Genomic DNA, 20,955 nt, shown 5'->3' with positions numbered 1-20,955 from the left:
AGGGGTCTTTAAATTCTTTACACGTAGCCTCTACTATAATTGATGGTGTATGAGCTTAGCTCAATAGCGATGGGGTACTACCCGCATTTTAACGAAAATATACGCTAAGCAAATTTCGATATAAAAGAAGTCGAATTTTCTACTTTAAGAAACTTTCGGTTTCAATTCGTTATGACATTGCTCTATGTTGTTATAGATATATAATTTAATTAAAGTTTCAATTAGTTTAGATCATCAAAAATAATGTCTTTTTTATCTAAATTTCTTAGAACTTATATATGAGATGAATATTAATTTATAAGCATTAAATATTTGTGAAGATTTAATTGACGAACATATTTTTTGACTTTTATTGAAAGTGGATTACACTATAAAAATTTTAGAGAATGGCTATCTATATAGAAATTACATAACAGTAGCTAATATAAATCCATTAAATAAGACGATTACTTGTACGGATGCTTTTCATAATCAAAGAATGTTTAAGTTTGGAGATGTAATTGAAGTGGATTAGAGGGGGAGAAATAAAAATAGTTATCTCTTCCTAACTTAATTATATCATGTAAATCAAGTTCGAAATAGACTGTTTATTCGTATTGACTCCTGCTACAATCAAGAACACATGCATAGTAAGGAGAGATGTTACATGAGTTCTTTTGTTCTCGATTTTCAGGAAATAGAAAACACGCAGCTTTCGCTCGTCGGTGGAAAAGGTTTGAATTTAGGGGAGTTAACAAACATTCAAGGTATACAAGTACCCGAAGGTTTTTGTGTTACAACGGTAGGATATGAAAAGGCTATCGAGCAAAATGAAGAGCTTCAAACTTTGTTGCAGCAGCTAACAAAGTTGAAAATGGAAGAGCGTGCTCAAATCGGTGAAATGAGTAAGAAGATTAGAGAAGTCATTATGGCAGTAGAAATCCCTACTGATGTAGTGGAAGCAGTAGCTCATTATCTCTCACGTTTTGGAAATGAACATGCGTATGCCGTGCGTTCTAGTGCGACGGCTGAAGATTTACCGTATGCTTCATTTGCAGGTCAACAAGATACGTATTTAAATATTATCGGAGAAGAAGCGATTTTACAGCATGTAAGAAAGTGCTGGGGGTCTTTATTTACAGAGCGAGCAGTTACGTACCGCATGCAAAATGGTTTTGAACATAATCAAGTTTCTATATGTGTTGTCATTCAAAAAATGGTTTTCCCTGAGGCTTCAGGGATTTTATTTACTGCGGATCCGATTACTTCGAATAGGAAGGTGTTGTCAATCGATGCCAGCTTTGGACTTGGCGAGGCGCTAGTATCTGGATTGGTTTCTGCCGATAATTATAAGGTAAAAGAAGATGAAATCGTCGAAAAGGTCATCGCAACGAAAAAATTAGCCATCTATGGACGAAAAGAAGGCGGAACAGAGAGAAAGAAAATTGCTCCTAATAAGCAAAAAGTTCAAACACTTACTGAACAACAGATTTTACAACTAGCACGCATCGGAAGACAAATCGAAGCTTATTTTGGTTGTCCGCAAGATATTGAATGGTGCTTAGTTGATGATACAATTTATATAGTCCAAAGCAGACCGATTACGACTTTATATCCAATTCCAGAAGTAAATGATGGGGAAAATCACGTGTATATATCAGTTGGTCACCAACAAATGATGACCGATGCGATGAAACCATTAGGTTTATCTTTTTTCCTGTTAACGACAAGTGCCCCAATGCGTAAAGCGGGCGGAAGGCTGTTTGTGGATGCTACACAAAGATTAGCATCACCTGCTAGCAGAGATTACCTAATAAATACGTTAGGAAAATCAGATCCGCTCATAAGAGATGCATTAACGACTGTAGTCGAGCGAGATAATTTTATTACATTGTTACCGGATGATGAAAAAGAAAAGAGTGTTGGTAAAGGTGTGCCACCTGCAAGCACGCAACCAGAAATCGAAAATGATCCAGCAATCGTTACGGAATTAATAAAGAATAGTGAAGCATCACTTGAAGAGTTAAAACAAAATATGCAACTGAAATCAGGAGTGGACGTACTTGATTTTATTTTGGAAGATATTCAGCAATTAAAGAAAGTATTGTTTAACCCGCAAAGTATCGCTGTCATTATGGCTGGTATGAATGCTTCAACATGGATAAATGAAAAGATGGAGCAATGGTTAGGTGAAAAAAATGCAGCAGACACGCTTTCTCAATCCGTACAAAATAATATTACATCTGAAATGGGTTTAGCATTAATGGATGTCGCTGATGTGATTCGGCCGTACAAAGAAGTTATTACGTATTTACAACATGTAGAAGATGATAGCTTTTTAAATGAACTAGTTCAGTTTAAGGGTGGAGAAGAAGCTCGAGATGCTATTCTAACTTTTCTAAATAAATACGGAATGAGATGTAGTGGCGAAATAGATATTACGAAAACGCGCTGGAGTGAAAAGCCAACTACAATTATCCCGATGATTTTAAATAATATAAGAGATTTTGAATATGGTGCGAGTAAGCGGAAATTTGAAGAAGGACTGCAAGAAGCTTTGAAAAAAGAAGAAGAGTTAGTAGATCGATTACAGCACTTATCGGGTGGAAAACAAAAAGTAGAAGAAACGAAGCGAATGATTCGTAATATCCGTAATTTTATCGGCTATCGTGAATATCCAAAATACGGTATGATTAATCGTTATTTCATATATAAGCAAGCGTTACTGAAAGAAGCTGAGCAACTTGTGCAGAGCGGTGTCATTCATGAAGTTGATGATATATACTATCTAACTTTTGAAGAGCTTCACGAAGTTGTTCGCACGAATAAACTAAATTATGAGCTTATTCATAAACAAAAAAATGATTATAAATTATACGAAAAACTAACGCCTCCTCGTATCATGACGTCTGATGGAGAAATCATTACAGGTAAATATAAACGAGAAAACCTCCCAGATGATGCGATTATAGGTTTGCCTGTTTCTTCAGGAGTGATTGAGGGGAGAGCTCGCGTTATTTTAAACATGGAAGATGCGAATTTAGAAGAGGGAGATATATTAGTTACGGCTTTTACTGACCCTGGCTGGACACCATTATTTGTATCTATAAAAGGATTAGTTACTGAAGTCGGCGGACTTATGACGCATGGAGCAGTTATCGCACGTGAATATGGATTACCAGCAGTCGTTGGAGTAGAGAATGCTACGAAATTAATAAAAGACGGACAACGAATTCGGGTACATGGAACAGAAGGGTATATTGAAGTGTTGTAATGAAATAAAAGAACATCCGCTATTATAGTGGATGTTCTTTTATTATATAGCTGACTTATTTCTTTAAGCCAGCCGCATAAAAAGGTCCATGAACTGCGATTGTTGATAATATGAACAATAATGTTCGTACGCAAATATTAGAAGGGTTAAAAGCAAAAGGAGATACTGTAACAACAGATCAAGCTGCGAAATTAGTAACACCTATTGTAAAGAACGTGAAAAATATGAATGAGGTCGGCAAAAATAGTGCGAACGGTAACTCACCAATATCATTGTTCCAGCCGTTATGGATTGCAAGTTTAGCTAGTGCAGCGATTATTTTTATTGCGATTAGTAAAATGCCAGTAAGCTCAAGAAAAGAAAACTTTCTGTTAAAAGTAAACCAAATCGTAACAGGAGCTATTGCGACACTTGTAATTGGATTTGGTCTTACATGGATTGCGGATGGGATGGTAGGGTTAAATATTTCGAACTTCACGGATACAGCTCTATTCTTATCCATTACTTCTTTTAGTTTCTTCTTAATGATATCTGCGGTACTTTCATTGGTTGGGCTAAAAGGAATCGGTTTATTCGCTTTATTACTATTCTTCGGGGCGCCGTTACTATCATTAGCACCTGAGATGTTGTCTCCGTTTTATCAAGACTGGGTTTACTCATGGTTACCAATGAAATTTATGATTGAAGGCCTAAGAGAAATCTTCTTCTTCGGAAAAGGGTTAAGTTGGAATACTCCTGTTACTGTACTCGTTTGGATTGGTATAGTAAGTATGGTTACTATATTAGCAACTGCATTCAAACGTAGTGTAGTAAAAGGGCATAAAACAGAATTGAACGCTTAAAAAAAAAGCCGTTTCACTAATTAGTGAAACGGCTTTTTTTGATGAAATCTATAAGCTGAAGAATGAATATTTGCTGATAATAAAGTTTGTTAATTTTTCTGGCTTTTCCTCAATGTAAACACCTAATTGTTGAAAAGTGTTATGTTTAGAATTAAGTCGGGATCTCTAAAGGTCACGTACATTCCAGACAATCTCACCACGTTCGTCATCCCACGTACTGTGATGACGCTTAAATCCTATCTTTTCTAGTACCCGGAGGGAAGCGATATTCCAAGCACCTACAGTCGACCAAAGTCTTTGGCGCCCAGTAGCAATCGCCGCGTCCAGTACAACAGATGCCGCCTCAGTCGCATAACCTTTACCATGAGCGCTGCGGAACAACTCGTATGCAATCTCCGGCTCTTCAAGTGTGGAACGACCGATAATCAAGCCGCAGTATCCGATGAAATCGCCTTCGTCTCTTCTTCGAATAGTGAGAAGGGAAATGCCATTTTCATCTGCCTTCTTACGCATCTCAATAAGCCGGTTACGAACGGAGTCGAGGGTCGGCATGTCCACACCACGTTCGCCAATTAATTTCCTCATCCAAACTGAATCGGATTCCTCCCACATACTCAGGTCAAGTCGTTCGGTTTTTAGCTGGAACTCCATAGTTTTAAATAAAGATGGCATAGTGGAACCTCCTAATTATGTCACTTAACTCATAATAGCTTCGCACCGCATCATGTTGAACCAATCGTTGATTCGCGAATTTATTTTCCTAACTCCCGCGAGAGTTTATAGCAACAGTATACAATAGTATTATTTTATGCATAAGCAATTCCTTTGCAAAATAGACCCTTTTCTCAAACTTTTCTTTCATTCTAAAGCCGTCCCGTTAAATACACAGGCTCCTACTATTTCTAAATGCATAAAATGTTAAGCGAAAGTATGGGGGGATACGATGTATAATTCAAATTATTATGATTGGTATAGGCAAAATGATAAGTTGATAAGTGATATTGAAAAAGCTATAAATGGAGAGTATAGCGCCATAAGCTGCTATGCAAAATTAGCGAATATGGCTCCAAATCAAGTAGAACAAAAACAAATTCTTGAAATTCGTAATGATGAAATAAAGCATTTCCACAACTTTGTACAAATTTATACGAACTTAACTGGTAGGCAGCCGAAACCACAAATTACTGAAGACTGCCCAAATACGTATTTACAAGGATTAGAGTTCGCTATACAAGATGAACAAAAAACAGTAGATTTTTATTTGGAAATTTCAGATGAGACATCAGATGCACATTTGAAAGAGCTATTACGGAGAATAGCTGCAGATGAACAAAACCATGCGGTATGGTTTTTATATTACTTTGTAAAGTCGAAGTGAGCATTAAGAATGAACGAATGATGTGGTGCATATATTAAAAATTATTTTAAAACGCAGTGCAACAATTGAATGAAATATTTAAATGTAAGCAAAAGGAAACCGTTTCGCTAGTAGTGGAGCGGTTTTTTATGATGTACATATGTATCGACAAAATATAGTAATTACATTTCATATATAATGTATGAAAATGAATAAGTTAGGAGCAAGCATATGAAAAGAGGGATTACAGTAGATATTCTAGATGGATATGATAATTTACTTTGGAAAGTATTAAAGTCAATTGATATTACTGTATTTGATTGGCAAGTCATGGGAAGGGAGGAAGCTTATATAATAATAGGGAATGAATTAGGTCCAGAATTATTTTCAGAAGATAACGAGATCATGGAAGGATCAGAATTAAAAAAGCTAATAAAAGATAACATATATTATCTTTTATTTTTAGATCTAAAAGCATGTCCAAAAGGAGAGGTACTAGGAGAAATTGCAACATTTGAAGAATTTAAGGAGAGTAAGTGTGAAGTAGTCGTATTAGTAGCGGATGGTGAGTATATACAAATTTATGCGAAAAACCAAGAAGAGATTGAAATGATGTATGAAAACGCAGTGAATCAAGGATTTTATGTAGAATATATTACAGATGAAAATGATGGAAGGACTCGTTTGTCAGTATGGTAGCAATTTGAAAGGGGAAAGGCAATATGGAGAGCAATATAAGTAAAGAATATGCAATTCGAATTGCTACTGAAAATGAAAGTGATAGTATTATCCTTTTATTAAAAGAAGTAGCACAATGGCTACAATATAAAGAAGTGGATCAGTGGCAGTATCTTTTAGGAGAGGAAGCTACGGCTGAAATACTAGAATGTATAAGAGAGAAATATACGTATATTGTTATGAAAGAAGATGAAATAGTTGGTACGATTACAGTTTCTCCTAAACAAAATGAATGGGATGAACATATTTTTGGTAAAGAGGAAGTTTCTAATTCATTATATATTCATAGATTTGCGGTGAAACGGAAGTATAAGGGGAACGGAATTGGAGAATGGATTTTACAGTGGATAGAAGAGAATGTGCAACATGACAAAGAGTATTTGAAGTTAGATTGCGTGGGGCATAATCGTACGTTAAATGATTTTTATAAGAAAAATGGTTTTGAATATGTGGGAAGTACGGATGGGCTTAGTAAGTTTCAAAAGAAAAGGAGAATGTGAATGCATCCAATTAACGTAAGTTTAGTTGAAAAGTTAATACAGGAACAGTTTCCCGAATGGGCCCATTTAGAAGTGAAACCTGTAAAGTTTAGTGGGCATGATAATAGGACGTTTCACTTAGGGTATGAGATGAGTGTAAGATTGCCAAGTGATGCGGCATATGCACCGCAAGTAGAGAAAGAAAATAGTTGGCTTCCTATATTAAGTAAGGGGCTTTCTTTACCGATTTCTACCCCACTTGCGAAAGGAAATCCGTCTGAAGCGTATCCATTGCCTTGGTCTATTAATAAGTGGATAGAGGGAGAAACAGTTACGAAACAAAACGTTCGGGATTTAAATGAATTTGCGGCGGACTTAGGATCTTTTTTAGTAGAATTGCAATCTATCAATGCGAGTAACGGACCTTTAGCTGGAACACATAATTTTTACCGAGGCGGACTTATATCTGTATATGATGAAGAGGCGAGAGTTGCTATTGAAAATAATAAGGATGTTTTTGACGAGGCATTATTAAAGCACCTTTGGAATGTAGCACTTAGTTCAACATGGGACCGTAAGCCAGTTTGGGTTCATGGAGATGTAGCACCGGGGAATTTACTCGTTAAAGAGGGAAAGCTTTGTGCCGTAATTGATTTTGGTATTTTAGGAGTAGGGGATCCGGCTTGTGATGCAGCGATGGCATGGACTTTTTTTGATAAGAATAGCAGAAACGTATTTAAAGAAGTGTTACGTATGAATGAAGAAATATGGAATAGAGCAAGAGGATGGGCACTTTGGAAGGCGTTAATTACATATGATACGAATAGGGATAGTAATGAAAAAGTAGCAGAAGAATCGTATCGTATCATTCAAGTGATTGTGGATGATTATGAGAGGGAGTAGAAAAAGCCTATTTTAAAATAGGCTTTTTCATATGATTAAATAGTAGAAATGGAAAGAAGGAATATAACATAATTATACAGAATATTTAGATAATAGGAGGTGTCGAATTTTGAGTGAAATTGAATTAAAGAGTAATGTAATTAAGACAGGGCGAGAGAAGGGGATTATTCTTCGGTTTATACTTGCTAGTCTCGTTGGAGTGTTTATGTTTTTCGTTCCTGTTACGATAAACGGTGCATCGTCTATTATGATTGATCATATCGTATCGTGGATTAGGGCTTCGGTTCCAGGCGTAGTACCTTATTATGCATTGTTCGTTATGGCGATTGGTGCGATTTATCCATTTTATACGAAGAAATGGAATGCATCTATCGTAGACATTTGTTTTTCTATTTTAAAAGTAGTTGGCGTTGTATTTGGCATATTATATTGTTTAAAAGTAGGACCAGCTTGGTTCTTTGCGCCAGATGTTGGACCGTTTTTGTATGAGAAGCTAGTCATATCAGTAAGTTTGCTCGTTCCAATTGGCTCGGCGTTTTTAGCGTTATTAGTCGGATATGGATTGCTTGAATTTATCGGTACATTTTGTCGGCCGATTATGAGGCCATTATGGAATACGCCGGGGAGATCGGCAATCGACGCAGTTGCGTCCTTCGTTGGAAGTTATTCGCTTGCTCTCCTTATTACGAATCGCGTGTATAAAGAAGGAAAGTATACGACAAAAGAAGCGGCGATTATCGCTACAGGATTTTCTACAGTATCCGCTACATTTATGATCATCATCGCAAAAACATTAGATATTATGCATTTATGGAATGTTTATTTTTGGACTACACTTGTTGTAACATTCATCGTGACTGCTATCACCGTAAGAATCCCGCCCCTCAGTAGAAAACCAGATACATATGTAACAGAAGAAGGGTTCCCAGAGCCTATTTATAAAGAGAAAATGTTAGGACGTGCTTGGGAAGATGCGTTAGAAGTATCAAAGTCTGCACCGAGCATTATGAAAAATATTGCATTAAATTTAAAAGACGGATTTATTATGACGATGGGAATTTTACCATCCATTATGTCAGTAGGATTAATTGGTATCGTCTTAGCGAAGTTTACGCCAATATTTGATTGGATCAGTTATATTTTCTATCCGTTTACATGGCTATTACAATTACCAGAAGCAGACTTAGCCGCTAAAGCTGCATCAGTTGGTATTGCAGAAATGTTTTTACCGTCATTATTAGTAGTAAGTGCACCAATTGTGACAAAGTTTGTTATTGCAGTTGTTTCCGTATCATCTATTTTGTTTTTCTCCGCTTCCATTCCTTGTATATTATCAACAGATATTCCATTAAAAGTATCTGAACTTATTATTTTATATGTGCAGAGAACGATTTTAACGTTACTTATTATTACGCCGATTGCTTATTTATTGCTTTGAAGTTTTAATAAGATAAAGTTAAACAAAAGAAGCCGTCTGTAAAAAGAGGGCTTTTTTTGTTTAAAAGCGGGATATTCTTATTTATTTTTCGTATACGACGTAACGCTTCTTAAGAAGATTCCTAGTCCCGCAAAAAAGAACCCTAAGCATAATAAGCTGCCTGGCGTTCCCCAAGTAATTTGATCTAGCATTTTTTATCCCCTCCCGTTTATCATTATATAGAATTTATTGGAAATTATCAAAAAATTATTTTTTAAGGGTTACTGATGGGTCTTCCTACCTTATACGAGAAGAATATATTTGAAAAGAATTCTTTTCGTTATATTTTTTTATTCTTATAATACGTTTTTGATTCTTATGATATAGTAACAGCAAAGGGGGCTTAAAAATGGAAATTATTCACGAAAGAGCAAAGTTGCGGTTAATGGATAATACTGATGTCGAAACTTTGTTTTCGATTGTAGAAGGAAATCGGGATATTTGGGCGTATTTAATCTCTAAAATGGATAGTGTGCAAGATATGCAACAATACGTTCAAAAAGCGATAAAGGGCTACGGAAGAGGTAATCAAATACCTTTCGTAACCGTAGATCAACAGTCGAATAAGATTGTAGGAAGTACACGTTTATATAATATTTCAGTAGAAGATAAGACAGTTGAGTTAGGGCAAACGTGGTATCATCCGAGTGTACAACGTACGAGTATAAATACAGAGTGTAAGTATATGCTTCTCCAGTATGCTTTTGAAAAACTGCATATGCTGAGAGTGCAAATTAAGACGGATGCAAGAAATGAAAAAGCACAACGAGCAATTGAAAGATTAGGCGCAGTAAAAGAAGGTGTGCTTAGAAATGAAAGAAAATTACCGAATGGTTATGTGAGAGATGCGGTGGTGTACAGTATTATCTCGAGTGAATGGCCAGGCGTAAAAGAACAATTGTTAGAAAAATTAGAGTTATATAAAGAAAAGTTATAATTCGTGTTTTGAAAGGTATATTGTTCGTGAGACATGAAAAATATACCTTTTTTCTTACAAAATGCTACTTTATTTTAATTCCTTTTGTTTCATCGTTCCCTTCTGAGAAAAAATTCGTTACAATGTAGTTGTATGGTAATAAACTTATGAATTTAAAAAATGTAATGAAAACCGCAAATGAAAATGAATTGATAATCCTCAATCTTAAATGAAAACCCTTTTATACATAAATAACAAGTAAAGTTCCTTCTTTTAAATAAACTCAAACAAAACGATTTGATATAAATGTTTTTTATAGAAGTATGGATGATGTACGGAGGCAATTACAAATGAAAGAAAATAAGAAGAGTAAGAAAAGACGAATCTTTCAAGTATTTTTACTAATGATTTGTTCTGCTATTTTATATGTAAGTTATGCAGCTTACGATATTTGGAGTTATCGTTTTAAAGCAAATGATGACGTGAAAACGGATGCTGGTATCGTACTAGGAGCAGCTTCGTGGAACGGAAAACCATCTCCTGTATTTAAAGAAAGAATTAATCATGCGATTTCTTTATATAAGAACGGAAATATTAAAAAGATTATTTTTACAGGTGGTACAAAGTTCGAGGCAGAACTTGAGGAAGCACGTACTGCAAGAGTATATGCAATGAAACAAGGTGTAAAAGAGGAAGATATTTTAATTGAAACTAAATCCCTTTTCACTGAAGAAAATTTAAAAAATGCGAAGCAAGTTGGAATAGAGAACGGAATACGCACATACACGATTGTAAGTGATCCACTTCATATGAAACGCGCAATGAGAATTGCAAAACATATTAATATTGAAGCGTATGCTTCACCAACGCCGACATCAGCATATAAAACGTTAGACACAGAAATTCCATTCTTCTTTAAAGAATTATTCTCGTATATTGGATATGTAACCTCTTTGCCATTAAAGGCATTGAAGGGAGATTAACATAAGAAAAGAACCTATCCTTAAATAGGAACTTTTCTTATTAGTCAAAAACATTGTATTTTTATCGGAATAGTGAAACAATAGAGAGGTAGCTTCATATAATCATAATGAAAAAGTGAGCGGTTGATGAATCGAACATAAAGGAGATTATAGTATGGCACTCTCATTTGTTGAAACAGAAGAACAATCTTTCATTATTGCACAAATAAATAAATTGATTCCGAAGTTCATGGAAAGGGAGCATCAGCTAAGTGAATTGGGATCATTTCCGTATGAAAATATAAATGATTTGAAAGATATCGGATATACGAAATTAACGTTACCGAAGGAATTTGGTGGTAGTGCGATTTCTTTATATGACTTTGTTTTATTTCAAGAGAAAATCGCGGAAGGCTGCGGAGCTACTGCATTATCGATTGGCTGGCATCTTGGCATTGTGAAAGAGCTAGCGGAAAATCGCTCTTGGAATGATGAGATGTTCAAATGGTTTTGCGAAGAAGTACGTAATGGTGCGCTCTTTAACAGGGCAGCAACAGAACCGAAAACAGGGAGTCCGACGCGTGGCGGCAAACCAGAAACAATAGCGGTTCAACAAGGCGAGAAGTGGGTTATAAATGGAAGAAAAACTTTTACAACGATGGCGCCAGTACTTGATTATTTTATTATTTCAGCAAGTATGGAAGGCCGTGAAGAAGTTGGTGAGTTTGTTATTCCGAGAAATACACTCGGTGTATCTATTGAAGAAACGTGGGATAGCGTTGCAATGCGAGGGACTGCTAGCCACGACATTGTCTTACAAAATGTAGAGATAGACAACCGCTTTTTTACGGATGTAAAAGGCGGGAAAGTGAAACAAAAGGGTATTGGCTGGTTGCTACATATACCAGCATGTTATTTAGGAATTGCACAATCAGCAAGAAATTATGCAGTTCAATTTGCGGAATCATACAAGCCAAACAGTTTAAACCATTCTATTAGTTTATTGCCGAATGTTAGAAGATTAGTTGGAGAATTAGAACTCGAGCTTATGCAAGCTCGCGTCTTTTTATATCAAATTGCGAAAAAGTACGATGAGGCAGAAGATAAACTATCACTGCAAGTAGAATTAGCAGCCGTGAAATATGCTGTAACAAATGCGGCGATATCTATAGTGGATAAATCGATGCGCATCGTAGGAGCAAAAAGTTTATCAGAAAAAAATCCGCTCCATCGTTACTATTTAAACGTCAGAGCAGGACTGCATAATCCACCGATGGATGATGCAACATTGTCTATGCTGGCGGATGCGGCGTTTCGGTCGTAGTTTTTAAAGCTTACATTTTATTGTTTATGGATATTATAGTTGTTTTGAAAGCACGGGTTTGATTAGTAATCAAACCCGTGCTTTTTATGTGTATGAAGTACTTAGTTGAGATGTAGGTTTTTAATATAAATGATTATCATGGTTTTGTGATTGTTTCTTGTTGAAAAATTCTTATTGTAATGCCAGTTTGGAGGCTGTATAAACATTTTTCGTATTTAATCCCAAATTAATGGTCTTTCTAAGTTTACCGTTCGTAAATATTGTAAAAATTGACCTGCATGGACCGCATCATGATAGGCAATTCGTAATAGCATATCGCCTAAATATCGTTGATAGCCAACATCGCTTCGATCAATAAGTCTTGTATCTAGCTCTGCTATGCTTATTGATTGAACATATTCTATGAAATCGGCAAAACATGATTGTGCTAATTCAATTTCTTTTTTTACACAAGTAATTGGCTCGTCATCATACGGGGTACGTATGTCGTTTATTGAGCCGTTGTTTTTTATAATCATATGATAGTAAAAAGTTGAGCTCCATACGTGACGAATCATTTCACCAAAGGACATAGCCTCAGGATCAGGCTTCCAATTAAGAAAATTATCGGGAAGAGAATTCCATAATTTTTCTGAGCGCCTTCTCGTTTCTTTTAAATTTAATATACTAAGATCAATTGCATTCATAATACATTCTCCTTTACTATTAAACTTAAAATAATTGTATCAATTTAATAGTTAGGGTATCATCGAAATATGAATGTATATCCGAATATCTCATATATAGCTAAACTAATTGCTGAACCTACAAGAGCAATCATCTTAGATTGTCTAATGAATAATCAGGCACTACCTGCTAGTGAATTGGCTTATATGGCAAAAGTGTCACATCCAACAATTAGTTCGCATCTTTCTAAATTAGTAGAAGGGAATTTACTTACAGTTGAACAACATGGTAGACATCGTTACTATCGACTTGCTAATCAAGAAGTTGCAGAAGTGCTTGAAAAGTTAGGGACAATTGCACCAACAGTTCAAGTTCGCTCTTTAAAACAATCAAGCCAACTAAAACAAATTCGTTATGCTCGAACTTGTTATGATCATCTTGCAGGCAAACTCGGTGTAGAGATAACTGAAAAATTACTAGATAGGCAATTTATAATTTTAGAGGGTGGAGAATACATTGTAACGGAACAAGGTAAGGAATGGTTTCTGAATTTTGGAATAAATGTTGATGAGGCAGATACAAAAAGGAGGGTATTTGCAAAACCTTGCCTTGATTGGAGTGAACGGCGTTACCATATTTCTGGTTGGTTAGGGTCTGCAATTGCAAAACTGCTTTTTGAACAGGGATGGATTACGAAAACGGATAAGAACCGAGCTGTCCATCTTACAAAGAAAGGTGTAAATTTATTGGAAGATCAATTAGGCATTGATATGAAAACTGAGGAAAGAAAAGCTTGAAATTAGAAAAGCCCGTCAAAATGACGGGTTTTTTCATTATGGTAGGAGTGTACATGAATAATAGGATGTTACCAATAATTGTTGCCAATAAAAAAATCTTTCTTTTCATTCTTCTTTTTTAAGTTTTAAAGGAGAAAGCTAGGCTTCTTATTTTTACTAATGTTATAATAAGAAAAAAGCACGAAAAGAGGTCATCTCATGCTAGAGATTATTGCAACATGTTTAGAAGATGTAAAACGAATTGAAAGCGCTGGCGGGAAGCGGATTGAATTAATTTCATCTTATACAGAAGGTGGTTTAACACCGAGTTATGCTTTTATAAAAAAAGCGGTAGAAGCGGTAAGTATCCCAATTCATGTTATGATTCGTCCGCATGCGAAGTCTTTTACATATAAGGAAGAAGAAATTGAAATGATGAAAGAAGATATTATAGTTGCACAGAAGTTAGGAGCAGCTGGTGTAGTATTAGGCGTATTAAATGAACGAAATGAAGTGGATGAAGAGAAATTAGCGGACTTACTATCTGTTGTAGATGGAATAAATGTAACGTACCACCGTGCGATAGATGATATAGAAAATCCAGTAGAAGCGATGAGAACTTTAAAGAAGTTTCATAAAGTGACTCACGTTTTAACTTCAGGTGGACAAGGAAATATAGTAGAGAATATTCCGGTGCTTACAGAAATGCAAAAGGTAAGTGATGGTCAAATTCAGCTTGTAGCTGGAGCTGGCGTGACGAAAGAAAATATAAAGCGATTGCTAGATGAAACTGGAATCACGCAGGCGCATGTCGGTACAGCGGTAAGAGAAGGAAAATCATGTTTTTCTGAAATAGATCCTAATTTAGTACAAGAATTAGTTGAAATAATAAAATAAGTGCTTAAGAAAGAGGAGAAACGATGAAGGAAAATACGAAGAAAGAATTATTCTCTTGGGCTAAAACGATAGGTTTTACCCTTGTATTAATTGCTATTATTCGCGGTGTTTTATTTACACCTTCTTTAGTGCAAGGTGAATCAATGATGCCCACTTTAAAAAATAACGAACGAGTTCTCGTGAATAAGATTGGTTATAGTATAAGTGGATTAGATCGCTTTGATATTATCGTCTTCCACGGAAAAGAAGGATACGATTTAGTAAAACGAGTAATTGGTTTGCCAGGCGATACAGTTGAGTATAAAAATGATGTTTTATATGTAAACGGAAAAGCGATGGAAGAACCATATTTAAAAAAGTTTAAAGAAAAAGCAGTAGGTCGTGTATTAACTCCAGACTTTACGTTAGAACAAATCACTGGGAAAACGAAAGTGCCAGAAGGCCAAGTATTTGTTTTAGGGGATAATCGTGAAGTTTCTAAGGATGGTCGCATGTTTGGCTTTATTTCAGAAGATGAAATTGTCGGAAAAGGACAAGCTGTTTTCTGGCCGTTGGAACAAGTAAGAGCGTTATAAAGTGTGGTGAAGTATGGGAGAGATATTCTTCCATACTTTTTTATTTGCTTAAAATCTATTGATTGAATTGAAAGAATATTTTATAATTTTAAATTATATGTTTGTTTCGAAAAACGGAATTTAAGTTCCGTAATTTGGAACGAAAGGGAGATAGAATGAGTATAAATAAAACGGCAGTTAAGACAATGGATATTTTAGAGTTGTTTTATGAGCATGAAGAGCTAAGTTTAACTGAGATGGTTCAGCTTACAAATATGCCGAAAACATCTGTTTATCGTTTAATTGGTTCGTTGGAAGAGATGGAGTTTTTACAAAAAAACGAAAAGGGGAAATATCGTTTAGGGGTCGTATTTTTACGGTTCGGTCAACTTGTTTCACACCGATTATCAGTAAGAAATATAGCAATTCCTTATATGAAAGAACTTAGGGATAGTTTAGGACAGGCAGTTAATTTAATAATTCAAGATGATAATGAGGCAATTTACGTTGAAAAGATGGAGGGTGTTCAGCCGGTACGCGTGTATACGGCGGTTGGAAGAAGAGCACCGCTTTATGCTGGTGCATGTCCAAGAATTTTACTATCGTATTTCTCCGAGGAAGAGAAACGGAGATACATAGAGGAAGTGGATTTAAAACAGTTTGCAGATGGAACAATCGTGGATAAGGAACAATTGTTAGAAGTGTTGCAAATGGCAAAAAAGGAAGGCTACACAATTAGTTATTCTGAGTTAGAAAATCATACAGCCGCGATAGCAGCACCCATTTTCGCGAGCGATGGAACGGTTGTAGCAGGCATTAGTATTTCGGGATTAGCAATTGAGTACAACGAAAGTAACATTTCATATTTTATTGCGAAGGTGAAAGAAACAGCGCATCGCATTTCGAAAGAACTCGGCTTTTTGGCATAGAAAGAGGGAGTAGGATGAAATTTTCTGCGTTAGGGGATCAAGCAATTATTGTTACATTTGGTGAAGAAATTAAGAGGGATATATATGAGAAAGTACAGCGGTTATTTCAAGCACTGCAGCAACATCCGTTTGCAGGAATGATAGAGTGCGTTCCGTCGTTTACTTCATTAGCTGTTTACTACAATGTATACGAAGTATGGAAGGGAAATGAGAGAAGTGAAAGGTCACATGATTACGTTCGCCAGTATATAAAGGAGCTGTGTGATTCTTATAAAGAAGAAGTAAAACAGGATGTGAAACATATTTCTATACCAGTGTGCTACGGGGGAGAATATGGACCAGATTTAGAAGAAGTCGCGCATTATCACGGTTTACAAGTAGAAGATGTGATTCGAATACATAGTGAAACTACATATTTTGTATATATGGTAGGTTTTACACCAGGGTTCCCGTATTTAGGAGGACTATCAAAAGAATTAGAAACACCTAGAAAAGAAAAACCACGGTTACAAATCTCTCCTGGTTCAGTAGGTATTGGCGGAAATCAAACAGGTATTTATCCGCTTGAAACACCAGGTGGATGGAATATTATCGGCCGAACACCTATTACTCTATTTAATCCGAAAGAAGAAATGCCAACATATATTCAAAGTGGTATGTATTTACGATTTATCCCGATAACGAAGGAAGAGTACGTATCACTTGAGGGGGCTAAAGAATGGATGTAGAAGTTTTGCATGCAGGAATGTTTACAACAGTCCAAGATTTAGGGCGATCTTATTATCAACAGTTTGGTGTACCTGTTGGGGGTGCTATGGATAAAAATGCGCTTAGGCTCATCAATATGTTAGTCGGTAATGAAGAGAATGAAGCAGGATTAGAAATGACGATTTTAGGTCCTAAATTGTTAATAAAGAAAACGACTTTACTCGCAATTGGTGGGGTTGATATGGAACCGTTGTTAAATGGAGAACGTATCCCATTATGGCGTCCCATTTTAGCGGAAGAAGGTAGTATGCTTTGTTTTGGAAAAGTGAAAAGTGGTTGTAGAGCGTATGTGACTTTTGCGGGTGGTATACATATTGAGGGTACAATGGGAAGCAAAAGTACGTACATACGTGCTGCGATTGGTGGTATAGAAGGAAGAATGATGAAAAAAGGAGATTGTTTTCAAATTGGTACGTACTCAGAAATGGCGAATCGTTTCATTCAAGACTTACAAAAAGATGAGCGAATAAAAACGAAATGGGTAATTAGCAACAGCGTACTACCAAAGTATAAGAAACATCCTAAGCTTCGTGTCATAGCTGACTTTGAATACGATCAATTTACAGAAGAAAGTAGAAAGGCATTTTTTACGAAAGAGTATAAGGTATCTAATTATGCTGACCGTATGGGCTATAGGGTTGAGGGAGAAGTTTTAAATAGGATTGAAGAAAAAGAGATTTTATCGAGTCCTGTTACATTTGGAACCATTCAAGTTCCTAATGGCGGACAGCCGATTATATTAATGGCAGATAGGCAAACGACAGGTGGCTATCCGAGAATGGGAAATATCATTTCAGTAGATTTACCTCTTCTTGCCCAGCTAAAGCCGGGGGACTATGTTTCTTTTGAGAAAATTACGCTTGAAGAAGCGGAACAATTGTACATAGAACAGGAAGTAAATATGAATCTATTAAAGAAATTCATCGCTTTACGAAGCTGGAATTAGGAGGAATACATTGTGACTACAATCGATTTAAACTGTGATTTAGGAGAAAGTTTTGGAGCTTATAAAATGGGGAATGATGATGAAATTCTTCCGTTCGTTTCCTCTATAAACGTTGCTTGCGGTTTTCATGCGGGTGATCCGTCTATTATGCGTCAAACTGTTGAAAAAGCTTTGGAGCATAACGTAGCAATAGGGGCGCATCCTGGATTTCCTGATTTAATTGGATTTGGTAGAAGAAACATGAATGTTTCAGCAAGTGAAGTATACGATTATGTTTTATATCAAATCGGCGCATTAGACGGGTTTGTAAAAGTGGCTGGCGGGAAGATGCAGCACGTAAAGCCGCACGGTGCTTTATATAATATGGCGGCGTCTAATCCGGAAATTGCAGATGCAATCGCAAAGGCAATTTATCATATAAATCCAAGTCTATTACTTTACGGATTAGCAAATAGCGAGGCGTTTATACAGGCTGCAGAAAAATACAAAGTAACTCTCGTACAAGAGGCTTTTGCGGATCGTACATATAAGCAAGATGGTACATTAACGAGCCGTACAGAAGAAAATGCGCTTATAAAAGATGAAGACGAAGCGATAAAGCAAGTACTTCAAATGGTGAAAGAAGGCCAAGTATATGCGGTCAATGGAAAGAAAGTAGCAGTTCAGGCGCAAACGATTTGTTTACACGGTGATGGGGAAAAAGCAGTGCAATTTGCAGAAAGAATATACAGAACATTCAAACTTAACGGTGTTTCTATTTGTGCACCGAAATAAAAAATAGGGGGAAGTGCTGGGATGATTAAATTAATCGGAATACTACTTGTTGCAGTGGGCTTTTTATTTAGATTAAATACACTTTTAGTAGTTATGGTTGCAGGTATTGTTACTGGTATGGTTTCAGGGTTAAGTTTTTATGATGTGATCAGCATGTTCGGTAAATTTTTCATAGAAAATAGATATATGTCTATGCCAATTATATTAACTTTACCAGTAATCGGAATTTTAGAGCGTTACGGTTTAAAAGAAAGAGCAGAAGCACTTATAACGAAATCAAAAGGAGCAACAACTGGAAGAGTATTAATGTCATATTTTACGATAAGAGAATCGTCAGCAGCACTAGGGCTTAATATTGGTGGGCATGCGCAAACAGTAAGGCCGCTCGTTGCACCGATGGCAGAAGGGGCCGCGCAAGGTAAATACGGTAAACTTCCTGAAAAATTAAGAGAAAAGATTAAAGCAAACGCAGCAGCTGCTGAAAATACAGCTTGGTTTTTCGGAGAAGATATTTTCATCGCAACTGGAGCTATTTTATTAATGAAAGGATTCTTCGATTCAGTAGGTATGCATGTCGGAGTATGGGATATGGCACTTTGGGGCATTCCGACAGCAATATCTGCACTTATTGTAAGCTGGATTAGATTTAGAAGGTTTGATAAATATATAGAGAAAACAATGAAGGCAGAAGGAAAAGAAGAGAAGGAGGCAATCTAATATGAACATCATCACAATGGATACAATCTATTATGTATTAGGGATAATCGTTGCTTTTATCGCTGTTCGTATCGCATTCGATCGTGAACATCCAAACAGATTCGGTTCTAGTTTATTTTGGGCATTGTTTGCAGTTACATTTTTATTCGGAAATGTAATTCCTTCGTTTTACGTTGGCTGTATAGTGCTCGCTATGGTCGTTTTAGCTTCAATGAATAAAGTAACAAAATCAGAGGAGAAAGAAGTACCTGTGCAAGAACGTGTGAAACATGCTGAGAAATTAAAAAATAAAATTTTTATGCCTGCACTTTTAATTCCTATTTTTACAATTATCGGTACGTTGACGTTAGGGAAAATCAAATGGGGAAATGTCTCTCTTGTTGATCCAGATAAAGTAACGTTAGTTGCATTAGCGCTTGGTGCATTACTTGCATTTGTTGCGGCGATGCGTATTACAAAATCAAAAATAACAACGCCTGTACAAGAAGGAAGCAGACTATTACAAGCTGTCGGCTGGGCTGTAATTTTACCACAAATGTTAGCAGCACTTGGCGGTATATTCGCGAAGTCTGGCGTTGGGCAAGTTGTTTCAGATTTAGTCGGACAAGTGCTGCCGACAGAGTATCCGTTCGTTGCTGTTATGGCGTACTGTTTAGGCATGATGCTATTTACAGTCGTAATGGGAAATGCATTCGCAGCGTTTGCTGTTATTACTGGCGGAATTGGCTTACCTTTAATTGTTCAAATGCACGGAGGAAACCCGGCAATTATGGCAGCACTCGGTATGTTTGCTGGATATTGCGGAACGCTACTTACTCCAATGGCAGCAAACTTTAATATCGTACCTGCGATGCTTTTAGAGCTAAAGGATAAAAATGCGGTTATTAAAGCGCAAGTACCAATTGCTCTTTCAATTTTTATCATAAATATGTTTATTATGTACGGCCTTGTATATCGTTTCTAATTAGGAGGATAAAACTATGAAAACAGTATTATTAACAGGGTTTGATCCGTTTGGCGGAGAAAATATCAATCCAGCTTGGGAAGTAGCAAAAGGTTTGCATGAAAAAACAATTGGAGAATACAAGATAATAAGCAAACAAGTCCCAACAGTATTTCATAAATCAATAAGCGTATTAAAAGAGTATATAGAAGAACTAGCGCCGAAAATTATTATATGCATTGGACAAGCTGGGGGCAGAACAGATATTACGATAGAACGTGTCGCAATTAATATTGATGATGCAAGAATTGCTGATAATGAAGGGAATCAGCCGGTAGATGTACCGGTTGTAGAAGAAGGAGCGATTGCGTATTGGTCCACACTCCCGATGAAAGCAATCGTAAAAAAACTTCGCGAAGAGGGCATACCGTCATCTGTTTCACAGACGGCAGGCACATTCGTTTGTAATCACTTATTCTATGGACTTATGCATGAACTAGAGAAACATGATAAGAAAATAAAAGGCGGATTCATTCATATTCCGTTTTTACCAGAACAAGCGAGTAACTATCCAGGGCAACCGAGTATGTCACTTTCTACTATTCGTAAGGGGATAGAATTGGCAATCGAAGTAACGATGACAGTTGAAGTAGATATTGTAGAGGTTGGCGGCGCAACGCATTAAGTAAAATGAATTGTACAACACCTCCTGTAAACAACTGGTATAATAAGAA

Annotated in this window: 22 protein-coding genes and 1 pseudogene; 21 read left to right on the top strand and 2 right to left on the bottom strand. The window is 36.3% G+C overall.

Annotation, left to right across the window (positions count from 1 at the left end):
- Nucleotides 1–352 precede the first annotated feature (352 nt).
- The 3 genes and pseudogenes from AB6801_RS18495 to AB6801_RS18485 all read left to right on the top strand — a co-directional run.
- On the top strand, nucleotides 353–514 hold the full coding sequence (locus tag AB6801_RS18495) for a YolD-like family protein (RefSeq protein WP_255262015.1): 162 nt from the start codon (nucleotides 353–355) through the stop codon (nucleotides 512–514).
- Nucleotides 515–646: 132 nt separating this feature from the next.
- Complete coding sequence (ppsA, locus tag AB6801_RS18490) at nucleotides 647–3,253, top strand: phosphoenolpyruvate synthase (protein WP_097995004.1); 2,607 nt, start codon at nucleotides 647–649, stop codon at nucleotides 3,251–3,253.
- Nucleotides 3,254–3,348: 95 nt separating this feature from the next.
- Nucleotides 3,349–4,095, top strand: a pseudogene (locus tag AB6801_RS18485) (ABC-2 transporter permease); the annotation flags it as partial.
- A 165-nt stretch (nucleotides 4,096–4,260) separates the two neighbouring features.
- Here AB6801_RS18485 and AB6801_RS18480 read toward each other — a convergent pair.
- Nucleotides 4,261–4,767 carry a GNAT family N-acetyltransferase gene (locus AB6801_RS18480; protein WP_001139531.1) on the bottom strand — a complete coding sequence of 169 codons (507 nt, stop codon included), beginning with the start codon at nucleotides 4,765–4,767 and terminating at the stop codon, nucleotides 4,261–4,263.
- Between the two features lie 271 nt (nucleotides 4,768–5,038).
- Between AB6801_RS18480 and AB6801_RS18475 the strand changes: the two genes are divergently transcribed.
- The 8 genes from AB6801_RS18475 (at nucleotide 5,039) to AB6801_RS18440 (ending at nucleotide 12,251) form a co-directional block, all read left to right on the top strand.
- The gene (locus tag AB6801_RS18475; protein WP_000282830.1) at nucleotides 5,039–5,473 is read left to right on the top strand and encodes a ferritin-like domain-containing protein; all 435 of its coding nucleotides are present in this window, start codon (nucleotides 5,039–5,041) and stop codon (nucleotides 5,471–5,473) included.
- A 210-nt stretch (nucleotides 5,474–5,683) separates the two neighbouring features.
- Nucleotides 5,684–6,151, top strand: coding sequence for a DUF2691 family protein (locus tag AB6801_RS18470; protein ID WP_097999179.1), 468 nt, complete (start codon nucleotides 5,684–5,686; stop codon nucleotides 6,149–6,151).
- A gap of 23 nt (nucleotides 6,152–6,174) precedes the next feature.
- Complete coding sequence (locus tag AB6801_RS18465) at nucleotides 6,175–6,690, top strand: GNAT family N-acetyltransferase (RefSeq protein ID WP_061655644.1); 516 nt, start codon at nucleotides 6,175–6,177, stop codon at nucleotides 6,688–6,690.
- A complete protein-coding gene (locus tag AB6801_RS18460) occupies nucleotides 6,691–7,572 on the top strand; it encodes an aminoglycoside phosphotransferase family protein (protein WP_097999180.1) in 882 nt (293 codons plus the stop codon). It begins immediately after the preceding gene.
- Nucleotides 7,573–7,681: 109 nt separating this feature from the next.
- The gene (locus AB6801_RS18455) at nucleotides 7,682–9,010 is read left to right on the top strand and encodes a YjiH family protein (protein ID WP_097999181.1); all 1,329 of its coding nucleotides are present in this window, start codon (nucleotides 7,682–7,684) and stop codon (nucleotides 9,008–9,010) included.
- 388 nt (nucleotides 9,011–9,398) lie between these two features.
- Nucleotides 9,399–9,986: a GNAT family N-acetyltransferase gene (locus tag AB6801_RS18450; protein WP_000402584.1), complete on the top strand. Its 588-nt coding sequence runs from the start codon at nucleotides 9,399–9,401 to the stop codon at nucleotides 9,984–9,986.
- A gap of 329 nt (nucleotides 9,987–10,315) precedes the next feature.
- Nucleotides 10,316–10,948 carry a YdcF family protein gene (locus AB6801_RS18445; protein ID WP_000662216.1) on the top strand — a complete coding sequence of 211 codons (633 nt, stop codon included), beginning with the start codon at nucleotides 10,316–10,318 and terminating at the stop codon, nucleotides 10,946–10,948.
- Nucleotides 10,949–11,102: 154 nt separating this feature from the next.
- Nucleotides 11,103–12,251: an acyl-CoA dehydrogenase family protein gene (locus tag AB6801_RS18440; protein ID WP_097999182.1), complete on the top strand. Its 1,149-nt coding sequence runs from the start codon at nucleotides 11,103–11,105 to the stop codon at nucleotides 12,249–12,251.
- A gap of 215 nt (nucleotides 12,252–12,466) precedes the next feature.
- Here AB6801_RS18440 and AB6801_RS18435 read toward each other — a convergent pair whose 3' ends face one another.
- The gene (locus tag AB6801_RS18435; RefSeq protein WP_098559398.1) at nucleotides 12,467–12,937 is read right to left on the bottom strand and encodes a DinB family protein; all 471 of its coding nucleotides are present in this window, start codon (nucleotides 12,935–12,937) and stop codon (nucleotides 12,467–12,469) included.
- A 69-nt stretch (nucleotides 12,938–13,006) separates the two neighbouring features.
- Here AB6801_RS18435 and AB6801_RS18430 point away from each other — a divergent pair, with 69 nt between their 5' ends.
- From AB6801_RS18430 to pcp, 10 genes are all read left to right on the top strand, one after another.
- A complete protein-coding gene (locus tag AB6801_RS18430; RefSeq protein WP_063547792.1) occupies nucleotides 13,007–13,714 on the top strand; it encodes an ArsR/SmtB family transcription factor in 708 nt (235 codons plus the stop codon).
- A gap of 198 nt (nucleotides 13,715–13,912) precedes the next feature.
- Nucleotides 13,913–14,590, top strand: coding sequence for a copper homeostasis protein CutC (locus AB6801_RS18425; protein WP_097999184.1), 678 nt, complete (start codon nucleotides 13,913–13,915; stop codon nucleotides 14,588–14,590).
- Nucleotides 14,591–14,613: 23 nt separating this feature from the next.
- Nucleotides 14,614–15,165 (top strand): signal peptidase I, encoded by a 552-nt coding sequence (lepB, locus tag AB6801_RS18420; RefSeq protein ID WP_000662498.1) that lies wholly within the window; start codon nucleotides 14,614–14,616, stop codon nucleotides 15,163–15,165.
- A gap of 155 nt (nucleotides 15,166–15,320) precedes the next feature.
- The gene (locus tag AB6801_RS18415) at nucleotides 15,321–16,073 is read left to right on the top strand and encodes an IclR family transcriptional regulator (RefSeq protein ID WP_097999185.1); all 753 of its coding nucleotides are present in this window, start codon (nucleotides 15,321–15,323) and stop codon (nucleotides 16,071–16,073) included.
- A gap of 14 nt (nucleotides 16,074–16,087) precedes the next feature.
- Nucleotides 16,088–16,801, top strand: a complete 714-nt coding sequence (pxpB, locus tag AB6801_RS18410) for a 5-oxoprolinase subunit PxpB (protein ID WP_097999186.1) — start codon at nucleotides 16,088–16,090, stop codon at nucleotides 16,799–16,801.
- Nucleotides 16,792–17,787, top strand: a complete 996-nt coding sequence (locus AB6801_RS18405) for a 5-oxoprolinase subunit C family protein (RefSeq protein ID WP_000382255.1) — start codon at nucleotides 16,792–16,794, stop codon at nucleotides 17,785–17,787. The genes pxpB and AB6801_RS18405 overlap by 10 nt, the downstream gene beginning before the upstream one ends.
- Nucleotides 17,788–17,799: 12 nt before the next feature.
- Nucleotides 17,800–18,561 (top strand): 5-oxoprolinase subunit PxpA, encoded by a 762-nt coding sequence (gene pxpA, locus AB6801_RS18400; protein ID WP_098559397.1) that lies wholly within the window; start codon nucleotides 17,800–17,802, stop codon nucleotides 18,559–18,561.
- Nucleotides 18,562–18,582: 21 nt separating this feature from the next.
- Entirely contained in the window at nucleotides 18,583–19,278 is a 696-nt protein-coding gene (locus tag AB6801_RS18395; protein ID WP_000593392.1) for a DUF969 domain-containing protein, read from the top strand.
- Nucleotide 19,279: 1 nt separating this feature from the next.
- Nucleotides 19,280–20,242: a DUF979 domain-containing protein gene (locus tag AB6801_RS18390; RefSeq protein WP_001021668.1), complete on the top strand. Its 963-nt coding sequence runs from the start codon at nucleotides 19,280–19,282 to the stop codon at nucleotides 20,240–20,242.
- 16 nt (nucleotides 20,243–20,258) lie between these two features.
- Nucleotides 20,259–20,906, top strand: a complete 648-nt coding sequence (gene pcp, locus AB6801_RS18385; RefSeq protein ID WP_097999188.1) for a pyroglutamyl-peptidase I — start codon at nucleotides 20,259–20,261, stop codon at nucleotides 20,904–20,906.
- Nucleotides 20,907–20,955: the final 49 nt, after the last annotated feature.

This window comes from Bacillus sp. RCC_6_1 (assembly GCF_041360755.1).
GTDB lineage: Bacteria > Bacillota > Bacilli > Bacillales > Bacillaceae_G > Bacillus_A > Bacillus_A cereus.
Note: the sequence above shows the minus strand (reverse complement) of the source record. Positions and strands in the feature narration are given on the sequence as shown.

Excerpts from the sequence above, each read along its gene's own strand:
- ppsA (WP_097995004.1), top strand. The coding sequence starts at position 647 with ATGAGTTCTTTTGTTCTCGATTTTCAGGAAATAGAAAACACGCAGCTT.
- AB6801_RS18480 (WP_001139531.1), bottom strand. The coding sequence starts at position 4,767 with ATGCCATCTTTATTTAAAACTATGGAGTTCCAGCTAAAAACCGAACGA.
- AB6801_RS18475 (WP_000282830.1), top strand. The coding sequence starts at position 5,039 with ATGTATAATTCAAATTATTATGATTGGTATAGGCAAAATGATAAGTTG.
- AB6801_RS18470 (WP_097999179.1), top strand. The coding sequence starts at position 5,684 with ATGAAAAGAGGGATTACAGTAGATATTCTAGATGGATATGATAATTTA.
- AB6801_RS18465 (WP_061655644.1), top strand. The coding sequence starts at position 6,175 with ATGGAGAGCAATATAAGTAAAGAATATGCAATTCGAATTGCTACTGAA.
- AB6801_RS18460 (WP_097999180.1), top strand. The coding sequence starts at position 6,691 with ATGCATCCAATTAACGTAAGTTTAGTTGAAAAGTTAATACAGGAACAG.
- AB6801_RS18450 (WP_000402584.1), top strand. The coding sequence starts at position 9,399 with ATGGAAATTATTCACGAAAGAGCAAAGTTGCGGTTAATGGATAATACT.
- AB6801_RS18445 (WP_000662216.1), top strand. The coding sequence starts at position 10,316 with ATGAAAGAAAATAAGAAGAGTAAGAAAAGACGAATCTTTCAAGTATTT.
- AB6801_RS18440 (WP_097999182.1), top strand. The coding sequence starts at position 11,103 with ATGGCACTCTCATTTGTTGAAACAGAAGAACAATCTTTCATTATTGCA.
- AB6801_RS18435 (WP_098559398.1), bottom strand. The coding sequence starts at position 12,937 with ATGAATGCAATTGATCTTAGTATATTAAATTTAAAAGAAACGAGAAGG.
- AB6801_RS18430 (WP_063547792.1), top strand. The coding sequence starts at position 13,007 with ATGAATGTATATCCGAATATCTCATATATAGCTAAACTAATTGCTGAA.
- AB6801_RS18425 (WP_097999184.1), top strand. The coding sequence starts at position 13,913 with ATGCTAGAGATTATTGCAACATGTTTAGAAGATGTAAAACGAATTGAA.
- lepB (WP_000662498.1), top strand. The coding sequence starts at position 14,614 with ATGAAGGAAAATACGAAGAAAGAATTATTCTCTTGGGCTAAAACGATA.
- AB6801_RS18415 (WP_097999185.1), top strand. The coding sequence starts at position 15,321 with ATGAGTATAAATAAAACGGCAGTTAAGACAATGGATATTTTAGAGTTG.
- pxpB (WP_097999186.1), top strand. The coding sequence starts at position 16,088 with ATGAAATTTTCTGCGTTAGGGGATCAAGCAATTATTGTTACATTTGGT.
- AB6801_RS18405 (WP_000382255.1), top strand. The coding sequence starts at position 16,792 with ATGGATGTAGAAGTTTTGCATGCAGGAATGTTTACAACAGTCCAAGAT.
- AB6801_RS18395 (WP_000593392.1), top strand. The coding sequence starts at position 18,583 with ATGATTAAATTAATCGGAATACTACTTGTTGCAGTGGGCTTTTTATTT.
- AB6801_RS18390 (WP_001021668.1), top strand. The coding sequence starts at position 19,280 with ATGAACATCATCACAATGGATACAATCTATTATGTATTAGGGATAATC.
- pcp (WP_097999188.1), top strand. The coding sequence starts at position 20,259 with ATGAAAACAGTATTATTAACAGGGTTTGATCCGTTTGGCGGAGAAAAT.